At 65.5% G+C, this 22,150-nt stretch carries 6 protein-coding genes; all 6 read left to right on the top strand.

Features of this window, described 5'->3' with window-relative positions; all coding sequences use genetic code 11:
- The first annotated feature begins 1,217 nt into the window (after nucleotides 1–1,217).
- The 6 genes from QW861_RS20285 to QW861_RS20260 all read left to right on the top strand — a co-directional run bounded on the left by QW861_RS20285 (nucleotide 1,218) and on the right by QW861_RS20260 (nucleotide 22,144).
- Nucleotides 1,218–3,734 (top strand): M64 family metallopeptidase, encoded by a 2,517-nt coding sequence (locus QW861_RS20285; protein WP_315751450.1) that lies wholly within the window; start codon nucleotides 1,218–1,220, stop codon nucleotides 3,732–3,734.
- The gene (locus QW861_RS20280; protein WP_316193440.1) at nucleotides 3,727–7,233 is read left to right on the top strand and encodes a DUF6603 domain-containing protein; all 3,507 of its coding nucleotides are present in this window, start codon (nucleotides 3,727–3,729) and stop codon (nucleotides 7,231–7,233) included. The genes QW861_RS20285 and QW861_RS20280 overlap by 8 nt, the downstream gene beginning before the upstream one ends.
- Before the next feature lie 51 nt (nucleotides 7,234–7,284).
- The gene (locus QW861_RS20275; protein ID WP_315751454.1) at nucleotides 7,285–10,581 is read left to right on the top strand and encodes a hypothetical protein; all 3,297 of its coding nucleotides are present in this window, start codon (nucleotides 7,285–7,287) and stop codon (nucleotides 10,579–10,581) included.
- A 37-nt stretch (nucleotides 10,582–10,618) separates the two neighbouring features.
- Nucleotides 10,619–16,288, top strand: coding sequence for a hypothetical protein (locus tag QW861_RS20270; RefSeq protein ID WP_315751456.1), 5,670 nt, complete (start codon nucleotides 10,619–10,621; stop codon nucleotides 16,286–16,288).
- Nucleotides 16,281–18,164: a hypothetical protein gene (locus tag QW861_RS20265; RefSeq protein WP_315751458.1), complete on the top strand. Its 1,884-nt coding sequence runs from the start codon at nucleotides 16,281–16,283 to the stop codon at nucleotides 18,162–18,164. Before QW861_RS20270 ends, QW861_RS20265 begins: the two co-directional genes overlap by 8 nt.
- A gap of 875 nt (nucleotides 18,165–19,039) precedes the next feature.
- A complete protein-coding gene (locus QW861_RS20260; RefSeq protein ID WP_316193439.1) occupies nucleotides 19,040–22,144 on the top strand; it encodes a DEAD/DEAH box helicase in 3,105 nt (1,034 codons plus the stop codon).
- The last annotated feature ends 6 nt before the right edge of the window (nucleotides 22,145–22,150 follow it).

The raw sequence follows: 22,150 nt of genomic DNA, 5'->3' as shown, positions 1-22,150 counted from the left end.
CCTGCGCTCAATCGATGAGATTGGCAATGCTGCGGCGTGATACACGGGGTTCACGCGCGGTGCACCAAGAGAATCTGCGAATGAGTTGCTTGTCATACCGGGCTCCGTCCTTCCTGCGCGGCCGCAACCGCCTCGACTCGGCGAAGGCTCGGGCATGCACGTCGTTCAATCATGTTGGTCGAAGTGAATGGCCGGGACGGAGCCAGGCTATGACGGTGGAAAGATATCTGGGCGGAAACCCGGGTTCTTGGATGCGATCGCCGGGCCGCTCGACGCTGGCCAAAAATCCCTCGTTCTTTTTATCGGAAATCATGCTTTACTCCGTTCATCCCGCCTCATGCAGAGGGCGTACGCGTCGTCACGATACGTGGAGGTGGGCTGCGATGGACGTGGATGCTGCGCCAGACGAGCGCTTGCGTCGCGGACGGCGAAGTCGTGTGGTCCCGGCCTCCCGATGCTGAGGTCAAGCCTGCTGTTGATGCGCAAGCGTCACGCGGGCGATGGGGGCAAGAAAGCCCGGTCCCCAAGGAGAGCACGAAGGACACCGTTAAAACTGATCGCGCAGGGAGGGCCGGGTCGTCCGGCTGGACCTGTGGTACCTGCCGCCTGCATTTTTTTTCGCAGGCGGGCCACGGGCCTCAGTCGAGGTCCGGTTCTCCCTGCGCCTCTCGTGTTTCGAGACGCGCGCGACCAACGCATTCCTCGGACTCATCGAGCCGCGAGACCGCGCGCGCACGCCTGAACCGACCGCAAGTGGCTGTTTGACATCTGAGTGACGTGACGATGCCTGTCGGCGCCCGTGACAACGCCGAGCAGCGTCGGGCCGAACCCATGGATAGGAGACGCGGTCAGTCGCAGTGCGTCTCAAGAGGCGTGACGCGGTCAGAAACCGGGTCACGCATCGGTCTCGTACCCCCGCGGGGACAGCGACGAACCCAGCGCCTTCCAATCGCTTCTCATCGGAAACCACGGAGCGTTCGTGTTCATCTGTGAACGATGACAACGAGATGCTCTACGCCGCCGGCATATGCAGCAGGATTGGCCCCAGTGATGGAGAGCTCCACTCGGCAAACGACGATTGCAGAAGGATATCGAAACAGTATCACGTTGAGGTTGTATTGAGAAGGCTTGGGTGTACAATCTTCGTGATGCCAGATTTCCGATGGGAACGACGGGCTTCCCAATAGTTCTGCTGGCTGAGAGAGGGTTGTGCCGGCATGCCTCTCATCGTCTATCCGCATTGCGACATGCACGTCGCGCTGAAGAAGCCCGCGACCAAGGTGCTGCCGTTCCGCGTGTTCGACCAGGATCTGCCGAACGGCTCGACGACCTACACGCTGACCGACGTCACCGCGGACTGCAATTTTCGAATCCTGGCGCCGTACAACCCGGTCGGGTCCCGGCTGACCAGCTTCGTGACGATCGATCCTGCGGCGCGCACCATCACCGGCGACGACGTCGGCACCAACCTCGTGGTGATCGAATACGGCCCCGGCTACATCGTCGCGCGTATCCAGGTGCACGACGATGTGCTCGGCTGGTGGTTCGGCAACTCCTCGATCACCACGGCGCTGCATCCGACGGTCGCCCACAGCCAGCCGACGCTGTGCGCGCTGTTCAGCGACGATCCGACCGGGACCGATCTCGTCGGCGACATCACCGGGCACGGCTTCGTCACGCTCAACTCGGCAAGTCCCGGCACCTTCGTGGTGGCAAATACGAACAATGAGGGACGGTTGAGGGGCGTGAGCGAGGGGGCAGCCCAGCTCGACGGCAGCTTCCTCGGTGTCAACCAGAGCCTGCCGGTGAAGGTGGTCGACTACGCCAAGATCCGCGACAACATCTCAACGGTGCGCGCCGGCGACCTCGCCAATGCCGCCGAGATGCACAACATCCTGTTCCTCGCCGAAGGCTTTCGCGCGTCCGAGAAGGACAAGTTCGACAAGATCGTGCAGGAAGCGGCGGACGGTCTGTTCTCGCAGAAGCGCCACGAGCCCTACGGCACGCTCGCGGGCAGTTTCAACGTATTCAAGGCGTTCCAGGCGTCGGAAGAGCAGGCGGTGACCTGCGGCTGGCGCGTCAACGACGAGGAGACCTCGGAGCTTAGCAGGGGCGGACCGATTCCGTGGAATTACAGCGTTTCGGACGACAAGAGCATCTACGAGGTCGACGAGCTCGTGGCCCGCGTCGGCCTGCCGCTCCGCAACGAGACTGCGACGCCGGCGCAATTGAAGGCGCGCTGGGCGGGTCAGTCGCTGCCCAACTACGATGCGGCGAAGGTCAACGACACCCTGATCGAAGCGTGGAGGAAGCAGAAATCGCTCGGCATCCTGGAGGCACGTGACACTTTCTACGGCCTGATGCTCGGCTCCCGCTGGGGCGACCGGTCGGCGAAGTCCGGGGCCGCTTTGACGATGCCGGCGGCGGATGCGGCGGGCGATGCCAACCTCGCGCCACTGATCGCCCGCGCCTATCAGTTCTTCAAGCCGGCCAGCGTCACCCGGCACCTTGCCCCGGATCCGCGCCGGCATCCGCCGGAGCTCGCTCGGAACGGCCGCGCGAACGTTGCGGCGCCGATCATGGCCTACCTGTCCGGACTGCGGCTCGGGTCGTCGCCGCATACCGCGCTCGGCGCCGAGTGGATACCGGACGGCACCTTCAAGCGCAGCCGCGGCCTGATCGCCATGATCACCAACGAGGACATGATCGGCGGCACCAATTTCAACCAGTCGACCGTGACCGCCAATTCGTTGCAGAGCCTGAAGACGCTCGACTTCGAATATCCGGCGACCAACACGGCGACGAAGAAGGTGATGCGGCGCAAGCCTGCCAGCGACATCGACGCCGACCTCACCGATATCATCGACACGGTCGCGCACGAATTCGGCCATTCCTTCAATCTCGGCGACGAATACGAGACGAGCGCCGAAGACAATGCGACCGCTTCGAGCGAGCAGGACAACATCGTCGCGCTCGCCGACATCTTTCAGGATCCGAGCTACGCCGCCAATCACTCCCGTCTGGTCGATCCGTCCAAGGTGAAATGGTTCGAACTTCTCAGGGTCCAGCTTTCGGCCAGGCTGACCCAGGCTTCGACCCAGCAGGGTGGCTCGATCGAGGTCAGGATCGACCCGCGCCAGATCCCGCGCTGGGTGCAGGCGAAGGCGGCCGGCCGCCAGGCGTTTCTCCGCCGCATCCAGATCACGGCGATCGGCCGGCAACTGCCGCTCACGTTCACCGATTCCGATTATCTCGTCAGACTCGACATCGGCGACATCGACCAGAACCTCGGCTCGATCCGGCTCGGCGGGCTGGAATTGCCGCCGGCGCCGTTTCCCGTGTTTCCGAAAGGCTCGCTGCTGTTCGTGCCGCGCCGCGACGATGCGGACGCGCTGGTCTATGTGGTGGAAAAGAAGGTGCGCGACTTCATCGCAGGCAACCATCTGCCGCTCAACAAGGATCCCGACTTCGCTCATGTGAACGACGAGGGCGACGACCCGAAGGACATCCCGAATTTCAAGCCGCCATGCAAGGCGCAGCGGCTGGTCGGCCTGTACGAAGGCGCATACAACTTCACCGGGCTGGTCTATCGTCCGGCTGGCGACTGCAAGATGCGGAACAACAGCGGCACCTTTTGCCATGTCTGCAAATGGCTGATCACCAACCGCGTCGATCCCGCGCTGCACGACGTCGTCGACCGCGAATTCTATCCGGAGGCCAAGAAAAATGGCTGAACCGGGTGCCCTCGAAACGATCGTCGCCGAGATCGGCAAGCTGCTGCTGCCGCTGCGGGCGGCGGTGGAGTCGCCGGCCGCGTTCCAGGGCCTGCTGCTCAAGCTGGGCTGGGATTCCGACGTGATTCCGAAGCCGATCGCCGATCTCGCGGTCGACTTGCAGCTGCTGTTCGATCGGCTCCAGGCGCTGGTCGGCGGCGGGCTGTCGCTCGACGGCGAAGTGGCGTCCGACGGCGAGGCGACGGTCGTGTCCGGCTCGCTCGAAGACGCCTTCAAGACCATCGAGGCGATCGCCGGCGTCGTGCAGGCGATCGACGACCTCGTCTCGGAGCCCGGCGGTGCATTTTCGGCGACGCTGAACGCCGATAATTTCAAGGGCGAGTTTCCGGGGCAGCTCGTCGGCTATCTCTTCATCACCTATCTGCGCAACCATCATCCGGGCATCGGTTTCGCGCTGCAGGCGCTCGGCGTCATCCGCACCCGCTATACCGCGCCCGCCGGTAACCGCCCGGACTACATCGACTACAGGTTCAGCTTCCCGGACCTGCCGAAGATCGTCTCCGACCCGGTGACACTGTTCGAGAACGCCTTCGGCTGGGGCACCGACAGCTTCGACTTCTCCAGCTTCGCGCGGCAGATCGACAGCCTCGCGGCCGGGCTCGGGCTCGACGTCCGGATGGTGGAGGTGCCGGATCGGGTCGCGCGCGCGCTCGAAGGCGGCCCTCCGATCGGGCGTGCCGCCGTGCGCAAGCGGCTCCGCTTGGTGTTCTTCGAGCGGGCGCGCGACGCGGGACGGCTATCGGCCGAGCTCGGACTGTTCCCGCTGCCAAAGTCCGGGAGCAAGAAGCCGGGCTTCGCGCTGCTGCCGTCGTTCAGCGGGCTGCTGTCGGTGCGGATGCAGCTCGGTCCGACGATCGCGGTGACGATCTCGAGCGACCTCGATCTCACCGGCGGTGTCGGCCTGATGGTGCGGCCGGGCAGCGGCATCGACATGGTGATCGGCTTCGCAGGCAGCGGCGCGCCGACGTCGGCCAAGGGCACCGCGCGCGTCGAAGTGGAATACTCCGCCATCTCCGGCAGCCCGACCATCGTTCTTGGCACCGGCGAGGGCACGCGGCTCGAATACCAATCGGTGAGCGGTGCCGGCGGTTTCACACTGGTGGCGGGCAAGGACGTCGAGGTGTTCGCCGAGGCGGACCTCAAGGGCCTCGCTTTCGTCCTCGACGCGTCCGGCTCGGACGGCTTCATCTCGACCATCCTGTCGGGCATCTCGACGCGGTTCGAGTTCGATCTCGGCCTCGGCGTCGCCTATCCGCGCGGCGTGTATTTCCGCGGCACCTCGCATCTCGAGATCCAGATCCCAGCGCATATCGACCTCGGTCCGATCCAGGTGCAGGGACTGACGCTCGCGGTGACACCGTCGGCTGACGGCCTCCCGATCGATATCGGCGCGACGCTGAAGGCGGCGCTCGGTCCGCTGGTCGCGGTGGTGGAAAACATCGGGCTGCGGACCGATCTCGCTTTTCCGGGGAGCGGCGGCAACCTCGGCCCGATCGATCTATCCTTCGGCTTCAAGCCACCGAACGGCGTCGGGCTGTCGATCGATGCCGGGGCGGTGAAGGGCGGCGGCTATCTCTTCATCGATCCGGACCGCGGCGAATATGCCGGCGCGCTGGAACTGAAGATCCTCGACTTCCTCTCGGTGACGGCAATCGGCGTCATCACCACCAAGATGCCGGACGGGTCAAAGGGCTTTTCCTTCATCGCCATCATCACGGTCGAGTTCAATCCCGGATTGCAGCTCGGTTTCGGCTTCACCCTGCTGGGAGTCGGCGGACTGGTCGGGCTCAACCGCTCGATGGACCTCGACGCGCTAGTCAACGGCGTGCGCGCCGGCTCGCTGGACTCGGTGCTGTTCCCGCACGACGTCGTCGCCAACGCGCACCGGATCATCTCCGACCTCCGCACCTTCTTCCCGCCAGAGCAGGGGACATTCCTCATCGGCCCGATGGCAAAGTTCGGCTGGGGCACGCCGACGCTGATCAGTCTGTCGCTCGGGATCATCATCGAGATTCCCGGCAACATAGCCATCATCGGCAAGCTGACGGTGGCGATCCCGGACGAGCGGCTGCCGCTCATCATCATCCAGGTCGCCTTCATGGGCGCCATCGAATTCGACAAGAAGCGCGGCTGGTTCTTCGCCATCCTGTACGAATCCCGCGTGATCTTCATGCCGCTCGACGGCGGAATGGGCGTGCTCGCGTCGTTCGGCGGCGACGCCACTTTCATCGTCTCCGTCGGCGGCTTCCACCCGGCCTACAATCCACCGGCGCTGCCGTTCCCGCCGATCCCCCGGATCGCGATCAACATTCTCAACACGCCGGTGGCCCGCATCCGGGTCGACGCCTATTTCGCGGTGACGTCGAACACCGTGCAGTTCGGCGCACATGCGGAGCTGTATTTCGGCGTCTCGATCGCCAACATCGAGGGCCATCTCGCCTTCGACGCGCTGTTCCAGTTCTCGCCGTTCTATTTCATCATCACGATCTCTGCCTCGCTGTCGGTGAAGCTGTTCGGCGCGGGGCTGTTCAGTATCCGCTTCCGCGGCTCGCTCGAAGGCACATCGCCCTGGCACGTCGAGGGCACCGGGAGCATCTCGCTGCTGTTCTGGGACGTCGACGTCGACTTCTCCCACACCTGGGGCGACAAGGAGGACACCAGCCTGCCGCCGGTCTCCGTGCTGCCCCTGCTGGTGGCGGAATACTCGAAGGCGGAGAATTGGACTGCCGCGCTGCAGAACAGCAGCAGGCTGTTGGTGACGCTCAAGACCGTGGACGCGGGCTCCGATCTTGTCCTGCATCCGGTCGGTTCGCTCAAGATCACCCAGCGTGCGATCCCGCTCGGCATCACCCTCGACAAGATCGGCGCGCAGCGCCCGGACGACGCCAATTACTTCTCGGTCGCGACCGCGACGTCGGGCATCGAGAAGCGCGCCACCATCCGGGAGTCGTTCGCGATCGCCCAGTTCAAGGACCTCAAGGACGGCGAGAAGCTCAGCGCTTCCGACTACGAGGCCGAGGAGGCGGGGCTGGAGCTGTCGGTCACTGGCAACCAGGCAAAGACCAGCTATGTCACCAAGCGCATTGCCCGCTACGAAGAGATCATCGTCGACAACAATTTCAAGCGGGCACGCCGGCGCTTCGTCACGCTCATCTCCGGGCTGTTCACGCACTTCCTGGCCAACAACGCCGTGGCGCGGTCCGAGATCTCGGCGAAGTCGCGCGATCTGAAGCACGTATTCGACGACAAGATCGCGGTCGATCAGGCGTCCTATGTGGTGGTGAGCCTGGCCGACAATTCGCCGATCGCCGGCGCGCCTGCGTCGTTCCAATCGCGCGCCAGCGCCGGCGAATTCATGGCGGCGGAGACGCGGCGCAATCCGAACTTCGCAAGCGAGGTCCATATCGTGCGCCCGCACGAGATGAAGCGCGCAGCGTAGCGGAGGCACGATGATGGCGGGCGATCCGGCGAGGCGGCGGGGAGGAGCGGGATGAGCGACACGATCGGCACCTATTCCTTCCTGCCCTGGCTGCGGCTCGGCGTGGCGAACAGCATCACGGCGTCCGACAACGACCACTCGGTGGCGCTGCGCGCGACGATCAAGGTCGACTTGTCGCTGGCCGGGCGACCGGTCCAGGGCGACACGGATCTGACGGCGACGATTTCGCGCGATGTCGCGCTCTATGGTCCCGGGGACATCGTCGGCATCGATCCGATGGCGGTGGTGAAGGTGGAGCCGCGCGACTGGATCACCAATTTCGAGCCGAACTACCTGCCCTTCGTTGAGTTCTACGACGAGGATTTTCCGTGGCGCTACACGCCAGCGGCGCCGGACGAGTCGCGCCACCGGCTGCGCCCGTGGCTCGCACTCCTGGTGCTCGAGGTGGAGGAGTTCAAGGAAGTCGCGGTGTCGTCGGCGCGGCCGCTGCCGGCGATCGAGGTGACGGGCGATCCGGTCTCGGTATTTCCGCCCGCCGACCAGCTTTGGGCCTGGGCGCACGTCCACGTCAACCGCGACCTGATCCAGCAGGACGGCGTGGTGGAATCGACCAATGCGGACCAGGCGAGGGCGCGACTGGAGAGCCTGCTGGCCAGCAATCCGGACTACGCCTATTCGCGCGTCCTGTCGCCACGTCAGTTGAAGCCGAATACGTCCTACCATGCGTTCGTGGTGCCGACCTTCGAGAGCGGCCGTCTCGCCGGCCTCGGAATCGCGCCGGCGGCGAATCCCGCACTCTTCGCCACCCTGTCGGCCTGGGTGGACTATACCGACCGGCCGTTCCCGACGCTGCATCCGGTGTACAAGCGGTGGTACTTCAAGACTGGGACGGTGGGCGATTTCGAGTACCTCGTCCGCCTGTTGAAGCCGCGTCCGCCGGACTCGCGGCTCGGCCGCCGCGACATGGACACGCAGACGCCCGGCTCCGGGATGCCCCCCATCGCGGTCGCCGGGCTCCACGGGGTGCTGCGGCTCGGCGGCGCGCTCAAGGTACCGGACGAGGCGCTGATCGGCGCGCAGGAGGCGGAAGCTTCGGCCTACGAGGGCTGGGACGAACCCTACGCGCACGAATTCGAGAAGGCGCTGGCGGGCTTCGTCAACCTGACCGACGACTATGCCCGCGAAGGCGCGCCCGACCCGGTGATCACGCCGCCGCTGTACGGCCGCTGGCACGCGCTCACCGAACGGCTGCTTGAGGAGGCGGACGGCAGCGACGCGCCGCAGCCGCGCAACTGGGTGCACGAGCTCAATCTGGACCCGCGGTTTCGCGTTCCCGCCGCGTTCGGCACGGCGGTCGTGCAGAAGAATCAGGAGGCCTATATGGACGCCGCCTGGGACCAGGTCGGCGACATCCTTGCGGCGAACCGGCGGATCAGGCTGGCGCAATTCGCCAAGGCCGCGGCCGCGATCTGGCATGCGCGCCATCTCGGGCCGCTGAAGGATCTCAGTGCGGAACGCGGGCTGACAATGATGGCGCCGGTGCAGCGCCGGGTGATCGCCGACGGCTTCACGCTGCGCCATCGGCTCAAGGAAAGCACGGTGCCCCGCGTGGCGCTGTCCGAGCCGTTCCGGCGCGCGGTCCGGCCGCGCGACCAGCTCGCGGCGACGCTCGGCTTCGACTCGCCGAAAGGCGCCGAAGAGCTGCTGGAGAAGATCAATCGCGGCGAGGTCAGCGCGGCGCCGCCGCGGGTCACCCCGGAAGCCTTGCCGGTGGTGGAGGATGTCGCCGCGCAGCTTCAGCCGAAGTCGCTGCCCGCGGAGCTGACCAACTGGCTCACCAAGCACCGCTGGGCGAAGTGGGTCCTACTGGTCGTTCTGCTGCTGCTCGCCGTGCTGCTGCTGGCCGTCGCCGTCCCGCTCGCGATCGTGGTCGCGGCAGCGGCGCTGGCGCTGTTCCGATGGCTGGTGCGGCTGGAGAAGCAGGCCGGCATCGCGACCGGCGTGTTGCCGCAAGGGGCTTCGCCCGAGATCATCGACGCGCTGCCGGGCTTTCCGTCGTTCACCATCCGCGATCCCGATCCCGCCGCGCCTGAGCCTGTCGGCGGCGCTTCGTCCGCCGACAGCCCGGAGGCGGCGCGCTTCAAACTGGCCCTCAAGGATCTCAACCGGCTGCTCACGGTCAGCGCCGATCTCGGCAAGCCGCCGTTGCGCAAGCCGATCGACATCGCCGCGCTCGGAGCGTCGACCTTCGCTGCGATTGATCCCGACAAGACGGTGCCCGCCTTCACCTTCTCCTCGATCACCATTCCGCCGCGAGTGCTGGCCATCAACGGGATCGCGACGCTGCTGCAGCCGGAAGTGTTCAAGCCTGTGATGGCATATCCGGAAATCGACCTGCCGATGTACAAGCCGCTTCTCGGTCTGTCCGACGAGCACTTCCTGCCGAACATCGACAAGATTCCGCAGAACACGATCACGCTGCTCGAGACCAATCAGCGTTTCATCGAGGCCTACATGGTCGGCCTCAACCATGAATTCGCCCGCGAGCTGCTGTGGCGCGAATATCCCACCGACCAGCGCGGCAGCTGCTTCCGCCAGTTCTGGGACCCGAGCGGCGTGATCGACCGGGAGGGCCTGTCGAAGGACGAACTGCGCGAAAAGCTCCGCGATATTCCGCCGCTCCACACCTGGTCGCTGTTCTCCAAGCTCGGCGATCACGACCATCGCGAGAAGCCGGGCGAGAACGAGGAGGAAGTCGTCCTCGTCATCCGCGGCGAGCTGCTGAAGAAATATCCCACCGCGGTGATCTACGCCCAGAAGGCGCGCTGGCAGCGCGACGACGGCGGCGCGATCAATCCCCGCGTCGAGCGGGTGCTGGAGACCGACGGTCCGGTGGAAGACCGCCTGCGCACACCGCTCTACGAAGCCAAGGTCGATCCCGACATCACCTTCATTGGCTTCGACCTGACCTCGAAGGAGGCAAAGGGAGGCACCGGCCGCGGCAATTCGACGGCGCCGGGCTGGTTCTTCGTCATCAAGGAGCGGCCCGGCGAGCCGCGCTTCGGCCTCGATATTTCTCGCGACGGGCCGCTCAACGTCTGGAACGACCTCGCCTGGCCTGACGTGCTGTCCGACGCCGACAAGGGCTTTCTGCAGATCAGGCCGGGCGGGCCGACCCTCACCCTGGACGATCCGGTGGCGCCGGAGCTGCAGGAGAAGAAACAACAGTACGACGAGGACAAGGCGCTACGCTGGCATCCGGACAGCAACTCCGCGGAGCTCGCCTACATCCTCTACCAGGTTCCCGTGCTGGTCGCGGTGCACGGCAGCGAGATGCTGCCGAACTGATCGCGCAGCGGACACGACAGGGGGCGGCGGAGGCGAAATGTCCGAGTTCGATGATATCCGCAAGGAGCTGGAAGCGTCGCGCGCCGCGGCCGATGCGACGTCGCGCGAGATCGGCCGACTTCGCCACACCCGCGCGCGGCTGATCCGCGACCGCGCACGGGCCGCGCGCGTCAGCAAGGGCGCCGATGATCCGGCGCTGGCGGCGATCGACAAGGAGACCAAGGCGGCGGCCTCCGAGATCGAGCGGCTGGGCGGCGCGCTGAAGGCGGCGAAGGACGAAGTGGTCCGCAATATCGGGCTGTTTGCGAACTTCACCGACCCACGCCGCAACATCGGCCTGCTGTCCGATCAGACGCCGATCCTGCTGATGCCGCTGCGGATCGAAACGCGCTTCAAGCAGGTGGCGGAATTCGGCGGCGACCGCGACGAGCTGTGGGTCCGGGTTTATCCGGACGACATCGCCGTCGACAGCTTCGAGGAAGCGTTGTCGGAAGACGAGGTGAAGCGCGTCCAGGCCTATTGGGCCGACGTCTGGCGGGCGAACCACGACACCGCCGGGGAGCGGGCCGCCTGGCGAACGCTCGTGAGCGGACAGGGCTCGGGGCGGTCCTACTACGTGACCCAGACTCATCGTCCGCTCAACGAGGCGGCGCGACCGGCCAGGGTGGAAGGCGTGCCGACCGTGATCCTGACGGTGGTGACCAGCGCGCCGCTGGCCGATCCCGAGCGAGGTACGGTCAGCGCATTCTGGATCGCGCTGTGGCGCGCCGGCACGGACGTGGCCGCGCAGACGGACGCGATCGCCGCGCTCGACAACGCGCTCGGGGCCGAGCGCGCCGCGGCGGTCCGTGAGGCGTACCGGCCGCGGAATCTCGCCGACGCGCCGCCCGAGGGCGCGGACCGCGCGACCACCACGGTCATCGCCGCGTATCTGGAGTTTCCCGCCGCGGACGCCACGCCGATGCGCGAGACCGGCTGGTCGCAGCCGGCGACCGCGCGGACCTTGCCTGATCGTCTCGTCCTGCTCGGCTACAACGGCGGAACGCTCGAACTCGAGCAACTCGGAAAACCGATTCCGTCGCCGCTGCCGGTCACGCCGTCGCCGACCGGAACGGACGACGCGTCGGTCGCGCACGACGGCGACGACATCACGTTCGGTCCGGAGCTCGAATGGGTGCGCAACTTCGACCGCGCCGTCGAGATCGGCATGGGATTCCGGGTGCCGCTAACGCCGCTCGCCTTCCGCCGCGGCTTCGATCAGTTGATGGTGCTCGGTGTACGGCTCGGGGCCGATGCAGACGCCGGCCGGGTCGCGCTGGAGCAGTTGTTCGCCCATCATCATCAGTCGAAGGCCGGGTTCTCGATCCTGCCGCAGGGCCAGCCGACCAACAACGTCGAGGGCGAGGGCGCCGCCTACAGCTGGCGCGAGGAGTCCGACGTCAGCTTCGATCACTACTTCGGCACTCCGCCCCTGGACCCCGACGGATGGTTCGAGCGGACAGACGGACGCTGCCTCGCCGCCACGCTCGGTCTCGATCCGGCCGCGCTGGCGGTGATCCCCTTCTACCATCGCCACGACGTCAACGACGCCCGCGCCATGAACACGGCGCTGTGGCCGGCCACGCTCGGTTATTTCATGGAGAGCATGCTTCATCCGGTCTTCGACGATTCGACGGTGGAGCGGACCCGCGACTTCTTCGTCCGGCACGTGTCGGCACGCGGGCCGATGCCCACGATCCGCGTCGGTCGTCAGCCCTACGGCATCCTGCCGGCGACGCCGCGCTCGCGCATCCAGTGGATCTTCGCGGGGGCGAACGTCGCAGTCGGAGCCGCGCACGCGCCGGACGATCCGGAATTACGGTTCCTGACGCGGTTGTATCAGTTGCTGCGCAAGGTCGAGGCCGATCTGGAGCCGCTGATGTCGCGGGTGTCCTACATCGGCAAGCCGGGCGGCGACCGTCATCAGATATTGCTCGATGTCCTCGGCCTGCACGCCGGATCGGTGGAATTCCAGCAACGCTTCGCCGAAAGCTTCAAGGAACTGTACAACCGCCTCGCGATGCAGGGGGCGGGCGGCGCCTTGGTCGCGCTCCTGCTCGCCGCGGGCTATGTCGGAAGCGGGCTCGATCTGCTGAAGCAGCTCGGCTACACGCCGCCCGAGGGGATCGAGGTGCCGGACATCCTCGAGAAACTCTTTCTCAAGGCGCCCAACCAGCTCAAGGGCCCGCTGATCGACGACCGTCCGTTGTCGGAGACCGAGCAGATCCGCGCCTACACCGCCGGCGGCGACAACTACATCGGCTGGCTGATCAAGGCTGCGGCGACCTCACACGATGCGCTGCGGCTGCAGCAGGGCTTCACCCAGCGCCCGAACGCGCTGCTGTATCTCATGCTGCATCACGCGCTCGACCTGAGCTTCGTCGAGACCAGCATCCGCCTGTTCTTCAATGCCGGGCTGATCGGCGAGACCGAGTTGAAGGCGGCGCGGCGCGAGCCGAAGTTCTTTCAGGTCGAGGAGGCGAGCCTCGCCGTGCCGGCTGCGGCCGGCGGCAGCCGCTGGCGCTACCTCCACCGCAGCGACGCCGCGGTCACCGGAACGGGACTGAGGACGGTCGGCGAGTTCATCCCGACGGTGCTGACCTCGATGGTCGCCACCGCGTATCTCAAGCGCCAGCTCGATGCGCTCGAACGGCTGAAGAGGTCCCCGACGGCGGTTCTTGAACGGGTGTTCGTCGAGCATCTCGACCTCTGCACCTACCGGTTCGACGCCTGGTACGGCGGCATCATGAGCCGCCAACTGGAACGGATGCGCTATCCGCACGGTGCCGGCCGGGGGACCGCTCAGCCGGGCGCACCGGCCGGCGAGGCGAAGACCGGAATCTATCTCGGCGCCTATGGCTGGCTCGAGAACGTCAAGCCGGAGTTCAAGAAGCTGACGGCGGTCGAACTGCCGGCAAACCTCGCGGCGATCTTCGCCGATCCGGATGCGCCGCCGCTGATGCGCGACCGCAGCAACCAGGGCTACATCCACGCGCCGTCGCTGAACCAAGCGGTGACCGCCGCGGTGCTGCGCAACGGCTATCTGTCCAACGCCACGCCCGACAATCCCGGCAGCCTCGCCGTCAATCTCAGCTCGGAACGAGTCCGCATCGCGCTGTCGATCATCGAGGGAATGAAGGGCGAGCAGAGCCTCGGCGCGCTGCTCGGCTACCAGTTCGAGCGCGGCCTGCACGACCGCCACGACGTCGAAGTGGACGGGTTCATCTACGACCTCCGCAAGGTGTTCCCGCTGGTCGGCGACCGGCTGACTCCGACGCGTACCGGCCGGCTCGACGCGTTCGGTCGGCGACTGCGGATCAACCGGGTGGAGGCGCGCAACGTCATCGACGGCCTTGCTTTGGTCGAGCACATCAAGACCAGCGGCGTGAGCAGCTACCCGTTCGGCCACGATGCCGACCTGCCGGCGGCGAGCCCGCAGCAGGCCGCGGCGATCACCGCCGAGGCCGCGCGGATTGCCGACATCGCCGACGCGGTCGCCGACCTCGCGATGGCAGAGAGCGTGCATCAGGTGGTGCAGGGCAACTACGACCGCGCCGGCGCCGTGCTCGACACCTACTCCAAGGGAAAATTCCCGGCGACCCCCGACGTGGTGCGCACGCCGCGGTCGGGGGTGACGCTGACCCATCGGGTGGCGCTGCATCTCAAGGCCGGGCTCGACCCGAACGATGGCGCGCTGACATCGCCGCGGGCGAAGGCGGAGCCAGCGCTCAACGCCTGGCTCGCGGGCATTCTGCCGCCGCCGGCGGCGGTCGCCTGCTCGGTGACGGTCACCGACCCGCTCGATCTCTCCTCCGTCACCTACAACGTGACGCAGGCCGATCTCGGCCTGCTGCCGATCGACCTGCTGTATCTGCTCGATCCGGACAACGATCCAGCCGCCAAGGCGCTCGACGATCTGATCGAAGCGCATGTGATCGCCGTCCATGCACCGCGCCCGGACGCAATGCTGACGATCGCCTACCGCGAGAGGATCGCGGCGATCGCCGGGCATGTGCCGCTGTTCGAACTGTCGGCGTTGGTGCGGCATCTCAGAAGCCTGCTACTGCGTTCACGTCCGCTCAAGGCGAGCGACATGGCGATGGCCGGCGAGGCGAACGAGGCGGTCGATCTCGACGCGGCGCTCGCGCGCGAGCGGGCAACGCTGCCGCGCGATCTGCTCGCCGCGCGGCTTGCGGATCTCGACGCCTTCCGTACGGCGCTGCAGGCCCGCCTCGACGCCAAGCAGGAGGCCCAGATCGCCACGGAGATCGAGCAGACGATCACCGGCTTCGTATCGGTGATGCAGGGTCTCGGTCCATTCGCGGCGTTGCAGACCGGTACCGGTGCCGTCTACGCCGACCGGCGGCGGATCTTCTCCCAGTTGCACGCCGTACTCGCCGGCTACATCGCTCGATGGACCAGGCAACTCGCCGAGTTCGACGCACGCATACTCGCCTACGACGCTGATTCCGGCGCGCCGGACGCGGCGAAGTTCCTGGCGCTGCGGGTGGCCGAAAAGCTGATCGCGACCACGGCGACCGACCCTCTACCGGCGCAGCCGGACGATTTCCGCGACGATCTCATGAGCGGCAAGCGCGCCGCCTTCGTTGGACAGCGCGCCGTTCTGATCATGCTCTACGACAATGCGTCCGATCTCGCCGCCTTGCATGACGGCATCGAGGCGTCGAAGGCTGCGAACGCCGCGTTCGACGCGGCGGCGATCGACATCGCGGCACAGCGCACGGCGATCGTCGCACTCGCAGAGGACATGGCGAAGCGCACCGCCGCGCTCGCGCCCGAACTGACGACGCGGCTGCCGGCGATCCAGGCCCGGCTCGATCAATACGATGACGCGGCGGAGGCGAAGAACAAGATCGAGGCGTTGACCGCGGCGGCGAAGCTGCTGTTCGGCGAAGATTTCAAGATCGTTCCGGATTTCGGTCTGCCAGCGGCGCAGGCCGGTGAATGGAGCAACGCCTGGGGCCCGGGCGCGCAGGCGGACGAGACCATTCTCGGGTTCCTCAAGACGACGATCGGACGCCGCTTTCCGCTCGACGACTGGTTCACGGGCGTCGCGCGGGTGCGGTCGAAGCTGCACGATCTGGAAGCTTCGCAGCACCTCGCCGACGCGTTCACGGGGGCGGGCGTCGCGCTGCAGGCGCTGCAATTTCCGCATCGCCCCGAGTTGCCGTGGCTCGGACTCGAATTCCCGGAGACCGATGCCGACGGAAAGCCGTTCGTGATCGACGAGGACAAGCTGCTCTATACCGCGCATTTCGCCGAAAGCTTCGATCCGGCGCGGCGGCAACTCGGGCTGTTGCTCGACGAGTGGACCGAAGTGATCCCGCGCCCGACCGAGGATACCGGTCTGGCGTTCCACTTCGACCGGCCAAACGCCGAACCGCCGCAGACTCTGCTGCTGGCGCTGCCGCCGAAATTTGTCGGCTCGTGGCAGTGGCAGGATCTCGTCGACACGGTACGCGAGACGATGGACCTCGCCAAGAAGCGCGCGATCGAGCCCGACCACGTCGACACGACCGCCTATGCCCGCTTCCTGCCGGCGCTGGTGTCCGCCGTGGCCTTCCATCCGATCACGGCCTCGCTCAACTTCGCTTTCAACAACAACCTCGCCGCGGTGCTGGCCGAGACGGAGACGGGCAATGGCTGACTATGTCGCGGTTCAGAACCTCTCCGCCGTGTTCTCCGGCAAGGTGAAGCTGCCCACCATCACGTTGTGGAACAGGCTCGAGGGCCGTCCACGCACGCACGATTTCGACCGCGCGCTCAAGGCCGAGGTCCGTGATCCGCTGTGGCTGCTGACGAAGCAGTGGCAGATGGGCGAGTTTCAGGGCGACGACGCCGGCTCGCCCGTCGTCGCCAAGGTGCACATCGAGACCACCGAACTGACGAAATACCGCGCGGCCGGCAATCCGCCGGAGGCGTTCGCCGACGACGTGCCGCTCGAAGCCAAGGTCGAGCGGCGGCCGATCCCGTTCCGTCTCGCCGGCCAGAAGATCGCGTTCGATCTCCGCATCGCCCTGGGCCGGCGCTGGCTGAAGCTCGTCGCCGGCATCGAGCCGGGGCTTGCCCAGCAATTCATCGCGGCGCTGCCGGTCGCCATGCCAGATCCGGCGCTCAAGGCCGATGCGCCGGTCGCCGCCCATCGCGAAGCCTGGCAGACGATGGCGGCGCTGGCCGGACGGTCGATGGACGGCTCCGACCTCGTCGAGCATCTGACGGCCGCGCCCGGCAATCACGCGCACGACCTCGTCGTGCTCGGCAATCCGGCCAGCGCCGCTGCGATCGAGACGGCGGAGGCGGAATTCCTTGGGTGGTACCGGGAGGCGTTCTACCAGCCCGCCGCGGGTGCCGCCGATGCCTGGCTGCCCGATCGCCTCGAATACGCCTTTGCAGCGTCGGCGCCCAAGGCGGGCGGCGAGAAGCTCGTGGTCGCCGACGAATACTTCCAGGGGCATCTCGACTGGTACAACTTCGACGTCGACGCCTCCGGCGCAGGACTCGGTGACCTCGCGGACGCGCCGCCGCCGGCCGCCGTCGAGACGACCTTTACGGCGTCGTTCATCCCGGCGCCGATCCAGTTCGACGGGATGCCGAACACACGCTGGTGGACCTTTGAGGAGGGACGAACGAATTTCGGCGACATCGATCCGGAGACGACGGACGTCAACAAGCTGCTGCTGATCGAATTCGGCCTCGTCTACGCCAACGATTGGTTCCTGATGCCGTTCACCGTGCCGGCCGGGGCGATCACCCGGGTCGCCGGCATGAGCGTGACCAACGTCTTCGGCGAGCGGATCTGGGTTGAAGCCGCGGGCAAGGGCACGGACGCCGATTGGCAACGCTGGTCGATGTTTACACTGGCGACGAAGGGGAGCGACGACATTCCCGCCGATCTCAGCCTGTTCATCGTGCCCAGCGTGCCGAAGATCCAGGAGAGCGAGCCGCTGGAGTCGGTGGAACTGTTCCGCGACGAGATGGCCAACATGGTGTGGGGTGTCGAGTCGCGGGTGATGTTGGCTTCGGGCGACAGCAAGAGCGGGCGCAGCGCTGCGCTCGACACCCGCCGCTATTTCCGTCGCCTGGTGGAGGAGAGCCTGCCGCCGGACCCACCACCTGCGCCGCCGATCGAGAACGACGCCGCGATCCGCTATCGGCTGATGAGCGAGATGCCGGAGAACTGGATCCCATTCATCCCGGTGCACATCGACAACGACAGCCGCGAGATCCAACTGCGTCGCGCCGCAATGCTGCGGGTCATCGACCGTGACCCGGATCCGCCGGTGCGCGTCGAACCTCGCACCGATCTGCTGCGCCACGGTCTCGACCTCCCGCAGCAGCAGGGCTACAATCTTCATGAGGAGGAGGTGCCGCGCGCGGGCATTCGTGTCACCCAGAGCTTCCAGCGCACGCGCTGGTACAACGGCCGCACTTTCGTCTGGCTCGGCATCCGCAAGGAGACCGATCGCGGCGAGCGGTCGAGCAAGCTCGCTTTCGACGCGATCCTTCCGAAGCGGAAGGCATGAACGCATGAAACGTCACCGTCGAAATATAGCGGTGGCGCGGCCGCCGGAGATTGAGGGTTGAACGGGCGCGCGTCATTGCCAAGTCGGGAATTTCTCGCGCGACGGCAGACGCGCGGCGCCCCAAGATTACGTAGCGGCCAGCAAGTGTGAATATCCGAAGATCCGTTCTCAACCTCAGCGCTTCCTTCATGACATAGGAGCAACGGAGAGCGAGCACGAGGAACGCCGTTCAAGATTGAGCGCGAAGAAGTTCGCCTTGATTGTGCCGAATCGAGGGTCACTGCGTTATCGTACGTTGCGGCTTGAGCATCTTCGGCAGAGGCCCATATCCATAAGGGCAGAGATCACGCGGGATCGCTCATAGCACGGCAACCGCCGGCTCTGCTCAAACCTGGTGATGGGTAGTCCCACCGCAGCCCGTCTCAGCCGGGCTCATGAATTCTGTGCAGCCCAGTCACCAAGGCGGTAATCACGCTTATCACCGCGCTCGTACCATGGTCATTCAAGAACGAATCTCTGCGTCATGGTTGTCATGCACCCCCAGTCTGCACGTGGAGCGCGACGATGGTGCTGGTTGGTGACACCGTCGCACTTAAGGGGAGAACGGTGATCGACGCTCCGAAGTTTGGATCCCTTGAAGCCGTCGAATCCGCTAAAGCTCGACAAAGATTCGCAGGCTTGCCTCGCATTCGTCAATTCAGCACGAGAATTCAGTGACCACTGCTCTTCGTACGCCCCGTGGCTCAACGCCGCGCAAGAACACATCAGCAAAGCGCTCCGCGTCACCAAAGGCCGCCCCGCGGAAGAAGACATCTGTTGCGGCAACGACGAAGGCTCCGATCCGGACTGGCATTTCCTCCTCGTCGCCACTGGGCATGTTGGCGCTGTATCTTACCGCGCGATGGCGCGCTTCGGGCCGGGGCGGACTTGTGTTTCTCGCCGAAAATGAGAGCCGAGCCGAGCTGTTGGGTTCGATCATCCCAGTTATCGAGCCGGCCTGTGATGTGCTCGTCTATCCCCGTTTGAATACGCTTCCGTTCGATCAGCTTGAGCCTTCACGTGATATCGCGGGCCGGCGGAGCTCCGTCTTGAGACGCCTTGCCAGGGCCAAAAAGCCGATCCTGCTGATCGCGACGGCGGAGGCCATAATGGAGCTCCTGCCGTTGCCTGCGAACTGGTCTCGTATCGGATTTCCCCTTCGGACCGGGGCCGTCTTTTCCGAGGAAGACCTTGAGGCCTGTCTGAAAGCTCTCGGGTACGACCTGGACGACAGTCCGGATTATCCCGGTGGAGTTTTGTTTCACGGCAACACCTTCGAGATCTTCCCGGCCGGCGCGTTCGGACCTTTTAGGATAGAGCATTCCGGAGGGAGAATCCGGCGTATTGCAGCGATCAATCCGATAGACCAGGAGGTGATTTCCGAAACGAAGGAACTCCTAATTGACCCGATGTCCGAGCGGCTGGCGTTCACGGGCCGGGCTCGAAGAAGGTCCAGCCTATTGGACTATTGTGCACGCGCCAAATGGATCGCCGACAGCACCGTGCCCAGGCACGCCGACACCTGGTTGAGCACGATCGAGGATGCGGCCGCCCGCAGTGAGCGTGACCGTGCCTATCTCAGCCGACGCGAATGGGAGCTGGCGGCCAGGAAGATCACTGTGTTGCCGCCAACCACTCCGTATCGTGCGACGCCAGAGTTCTACAAGGCAGCCTCTCCGCGGAAGGCACTCCGTGCATTTATCGAGGAAGCCCAGCGCGGAAGCGCACGTGTGCTTTTCGTCGCTGCGGTCGAAGCTGATTTGCGTGTGATGGCCCGGATGAGCGCTATCAAGGCCGAATGCGTGCCCGATTGGACGCACGCGACCGCAAGGGGCAGGCAGCAGGCCGCATTGTTGGCAGGCTTCGATGCGGGCTTTGTCGTTCCTGGAAAGAAGCCCCTCGTGGTCATCACTGCTGCCGACGTGCTCGGCAGCAGGGCACACCAACCGCAACCGATGAACTGGGCATGGACGCCCGGCTTCGATTCGGGAGATCTCCCCGAACTCGGATCCGTGGTCGTTCATCTGCAACGTGGACTCGCACGCCTTGGCGGCTTGAGATCCATGGGCACGGGAGATCTTTCGGCGCGCGAGATGGTCAGGTTGGTATTCGCCGGAAACGACGCCGTTCTCGTTCCTCTCGCAGAATTGGCGCTGATCTGGCCCTACGCCGCTGAGCTCGGAGACACCTCGCTGGACAAGGCCGACGGCAGCTCGTGGCGGCCGCGGCGAGCTGCTGCCGAGACGGAGATTCACGTGGTCGCAAAGGAGCTGGCCAAGCAGATGAGTCAGCGCCGGCGGCGCCCGGCTCCGAAGCTCGTGCCGCGCCCTGCTGTCTATGAGAAGTTCGTCGCGCGGTTTCCCTATTTCACCACCTCCGATCAGGCGAGGGCCATCCGCGACGTTCTGGATGATCTTGCATCGGGGCACCCGATGGACCGGATCGTCTGTGGAGACGTCGGCTTTGGCAAAACCGAGGTGGCGCTGCGCGCAGCGGCAGCTGCCGTGCTGGCCGGAAAGCAGGTCGCTATCGTCGTGCCGACGACAGTGCTGGCACGACAGCATGTCGAAACCTTCCGCAAGCGCTTTGCGCCTCTTGGCATCGATGTTGGAAACCTGTCGCGGGTTGCCTCGACCGCCGAAGCGCGGGAGGTAAGGGAGCGCCTCAAGAGCGGAGAACTCAGGGTCGTCGTCGGGACCCTCGCGCTCGCATCCAAGGAGGTGAGATTCGCCGAACTTGGCCTGATCATCATTGACGAGGAGCAGCATTTCGGCGCTGCCGAGAAAGCCATGCTGTCGGGCCTCAATAAGAACGGCCACCGGCTCTGGATGAGTGCGACGCCGATCCCCCGCACACTTGCGGCCGGCTTGACGGGCTTGAGGGATCTCAGCGTGATCGCAACCCCGCCGGTCCATCGTGTTCCGGTTGCCACCAAGGTGGCACCGCTTTCGGACATCGCTATCGCCGCTGCGCTGGTTCGTGAGCACAGACGTAACGGTCAGAGTTTTGTCGTTTGTCCGCGGATCCAGGATCTCGATCCCATGCTCGCCAGGATCCATGCGCTGGCGCCGGAATTACGTATCATTGCCATTCACGGCAAGATGCCGACGGACGAGATTGACGAGAGATTGATGGGGTTCGTCGAAGGCCGTGCCGATGTACTACTTGCGACCAACATCGTGGAAAGTGGCCTCGATATCCCACGTGCCAACACCATCGTTGTGTGCTGGCCCGAAAAATTCGGCCTGGCACAATTGCATCAGCTGAGGGGGCGAGTAGGACGGGGCGGCATCCGGGCGTTTGCACATTTCCTGACGGAAGGCGGCTCCGAACGCTCGGAAAAGCGGCTTTCCGTTCTCGAGGAATTGAGCCGTCCGGGCGCTGGCTTCGCGATCAGCGCTCGCGACCTCGATCTCCGCGGCGGCGGCGACCTGCGCTCCGATCGACAATCCGGCCACATGCAGGTGTTCGGACCGACGCTCTATGGCCACCTTCTTACGCTTGCCCTGGAGGGAGACCGCGATGGAATGTCCGCGCTCTGGATCCCTGAGTTGAATCTTCCCATCCCTGAGCTGCTTCCCTCGAGCTATGTGCAATCGGAGGCGGTCAGGCTGGAGATCTACGCTCGAGCCGCCCGGTGCCGGAGTGATGACGAGCTGGAGGAGCTCGAGGATGAAACGCACCGCCGATTCGGCAAGCTGCCCTCCGAGGCCAGCAATTTCTTTGCTGTCGCCAAGCTCAGGATAAGTTGCAGGCAACGGGGGATCATGCGTCTCGATGTCGGCCCGGATGCGATTGCTGCAACGATGCTCGCAGGGAGGATCGGTAAATTACGCTCGCGGTCACTGCAGCGCGAGGGCGATCGCGTCGTCTATCCCGGGCGCAGCGATGAACCTGCTTTACGACGGGTCGAACAGTTCTTGGATCTGCTGGACGAATGACGAGGG

It is taken from the genome of Bradyrhizobium sp. SZCCHNRI1029 (genome assembly GCF_032487555.1).
GTDB lineage: Bacteria > Pseudomonadota > Alphaproteobacteria > Rhizobiales > Xanthobacteraceae > Bradyrhizobium.
Note: the sequence above shows the minus strand (reverse complement) of the source record. Positions and strands in the feature narration are given on the sequence as shown.

Coding starts and splice junctions, on each gene's coding strand:
- QW861_RS20285 (WP_315751450.1), top strand. CDS start 1,218: ATGCCTCTCATCGTCTATCCGCATTGCGACATGCACGTCGCGCTGAAG.
- QW861_RS20280 (WP_316193440.1), top strand. CDS start 3,727: ATGGCTGAACCGGGTGCCCTCGAAACGATCGTCGCCGAGATCGGCAAG.
- QW861_RS20275 (WP_315751454.1), top strand. CDS start 7,285: ATGAGCGACACGATCGGCACCTATTCCTTCCTGCCCTGGCTGCGGCTC.
- QW861_RS20270 (WP_315751456.1), top strand. CDS start 10,619: ATGTCCGAGTTCGATGATATCCGCAAGGAGCTGGAAGCGTCGCGCGCC.
- QW861_RS20265 (WP_315751458.1), top strand. CDS start 16,281: ATGGCTGACTATGTCGCGGTTCAGAACCTCTCCGCCGTGTTCTCCGGC.
- QW861_RS20260 (WP_316193439.1), top strand. CDS start 19,040: ATGTTGGCGCTGTATCTTACCGCGCGATGGCGCGCTTCGGGCCGGGGC.